Origin of the sequence: Actinomyces sp. Marseille-P3109 (assembly GCF_900323545.1) — a bacterium.
Classification (GTDB): Bacteria; Actinomycetota; Actinomycetes; order Actinomycetales; family Actinomycetaceae; genus Actinomyces.
The window spans coordinates 1-2,359 of record NZ_OOHN01000003.1; the positions used below are offsets into that span (position 1 = coordinate 1).

Below are 2,359 nucleotides of genomic sequence, written 5' to 3' on the forward strand. Positions count from 1 at the left end.
GGGGGGCGGCGCGGCGGGCGTTGTGGATGCAGTCCTGTCAGTCATGGGCATCTCCTGTGGTCTCCAGGCCCCAGACGAGCTCGAGGGCCTGGCGGTAGGCCTCCTCGCGGCCCTCCTGGCCGGCGCGACGGGCCATGACGGTGGGCTGGTGGAGGAGTCGGGCGGCCAGGTGGTGGAGGGCGCGCTCAGCCTGGGCGAGGGAGATCATCTGCTCGCCATCGGCATCCATGGCGATCTCGAGGCCGGGCTCGGCGTGGACGTCACGATGGGGGCAGGCGCCCGCGGCGGCGTCGGCGCTGTTGACGCCGCCGGCTCCGGTTCCGGCGCGCCCGTCGACGGCGGGCACGGCCAGGGCGGGTCGGCGCGCGGGCTGCGGGCGCAGACGCGCGGCCTCCTCGGCGACGACGCGGCCCACCTGGGCGCGCAGGGCGGTGATGAGAGGGTCCATGGCTCGGCCGGCCAGGGAACGTTCGAAGTCGACGGCCTCGGCGTCAACGATGGCGCGGGCGGAGGCCACCTGCTCGGCCTCGGCGTCGGGGACGGCGTCGCGCACACCGGCCAGGTCGAGGTGGACGACGCCGGGTAGGGCGCCGACCGCCTCATCGACATCATGGGTCAGGGCCAGGTCGAGGATGACCAGCGGACGGCCGGCAGCCCGGTCGGCGGCGACGGGGGCGACGACGTCGGCGGTGAGGATCGGCCTGCCCGTACCACGGCAGGTGACGACGAGGTCGGTGCGGCTCATGGCCCCGCTCAGGGCTCCGGCGGGGACGGCGCGCAGGTCGTGGCCGGCGGCGAAGGTCTCGGCGCGGTTGGAGGCGGAGTAGACGGCGATGTCGGTCAGGCCGCGGGCACGCAGGGCGGCGACGGTGGCGCCGGCGTAGGAACCGGTGCCCACGATGAGAGCACGGCAGCCGTCCAGCGGCGGCAGGTGGTCGGCGGCCTGATCAACGCCGACGGCGACGATGCTGCGCCCCTGGCCGGACAGCTCGGTCTCGTGGGCCACCCGGCGGGCGGTGGCCGAGGCCCGTTCGATGATCCGCACGAGCTCGGGGCTGAGCGTGCCCTCGGCGGCGGCGGCCTCGGCGGCGCGACGGACCTGGCCGACGATCTGGCCCTCACCGACCACCATCGAGCTCAGGCCCGCGGCGATGGCGAGCATCTCGCGGCGGGCGGCCGCTCCGACCAGGTGGGACAGATGGAGGCCACTGGGAGTCAGGCCGGCGCGCTCGGCCAGGAGGTCGGAGATGGTCTGCCCCAGGTCCGACGGCGCTGCGGGCCCGGCCCCGGCAGCGGCCTCCGTCGTGGCGGTCGGGTTGGCGGAGCCTGCGTGGAGGGTGGTCGAGTCAAGGGCGGCGGGGCATCCGGTGTCAGCCCAGGAGTCGGCGTCGACCAAGAGGGCCAGGCGGTTGCAGGTGGACAGGACGACGACCCCGCGCAGCGCGGGCACGGCCGCCATGAGGGCCGTCCCCAGCCCGGAGGCCACCGCGCCCAGCCGGGCGACAACGTCGAGGCCCGGGAGTCGGTGGTCAGCGGAGAGAAGATGAGTAGTCACAGCGAGCGCTATTGAAACATCAGTGCAGGGTACGGGCACAATAGCGGCGTGGCGAGATGGGCTCGGCGTCAGGACAATGCGTCACCACGCTATTTCTGACATCCTGTCATTATCAGAGCAACGCAGAGAATATCGCGTCACTATGCGGATGACTCATCTTCGAGCACGCACACGAAGAGGTTGGTGAATATGTCTCGGATTCAGTTTCCTTATCGCAAGGAAAGCACACGGCGTCATTATTCCGCGGACGACAACCGCGATTTCGTCAGCGAACCTTCACGCAATTCAATTGACGCCGGGCAGGCGCGCGAGCCCGGTTCGACCGACCGCGAGGGCGGCGCAGACGGCGGGAGGAGTGGTGAAGGCAGCGGCGCAGGCGGCCGGGGCGACGGCGGCGGAGCCTCCTCGGCGGAGCCCGCGATCCTGGAGGCGCTGGCGGGCCGCAGACCCGCACGCACGCCCGTGTGGTTCATGCGTCAGGCGGGCCGGTCCCTGCCGGAGTACCGCGCGCTGCGGGGGCGCGCCGGCATCCCGATGCTGGAGGCCTGCCTGGATCCGGGGCTCGCGGCCGAGGCGACGTTGCAGCCAGTAAGGCGCCACGGCGTCGACGCAGCCGTCCTCTTCTCCGACATCATGGTGCCGCTGCGCCTGGCGGGCGTGGAGGTGCGGATCGAGGAGGGCGTGGGACCGGTGCTGGACACCCCGGTGCGCAGCGCGGGCGAGGTGACCGAACTGGTCGCCCACCGCTTCGGGGACGGCCCCGGGGCGGGGCCGTCCCCGAAGCGGTGGGCGACCAGTTCGGTC

The 2,359-nt window shown here is 72.9% G+C and carries 2 protein-coding genes; one reads left to right on the top strand and one right to left on the bottom strand.

The genetic code is table 11. From position 1 onward, the window contains the following. Window positions 1–37: 37 nt before the first annotated feature. Entirely contained in the window at window positions 38–1,555 is a 1,518-nt protein-coding gene (locus BQ8008_RS00035; protein WP_108832279.1) for a glutamyl-tRNA reductase, read from the bottom strand. A gap of 420 nt (window positions 1,556–1,975) precedes the next feature. Between BQ8008_RS00035 and BQ8008_RS14015 the strand changes: the two genes are divergently transcribed. After that, window positions 1,976–2,359 (top strand): uroporphyrinogen decarboxylase family protein (locus BQ8008_RS14015; protein ID WP_442778201.1); only part of this gene is annotated, 384 nt, incomplete at its 3' end.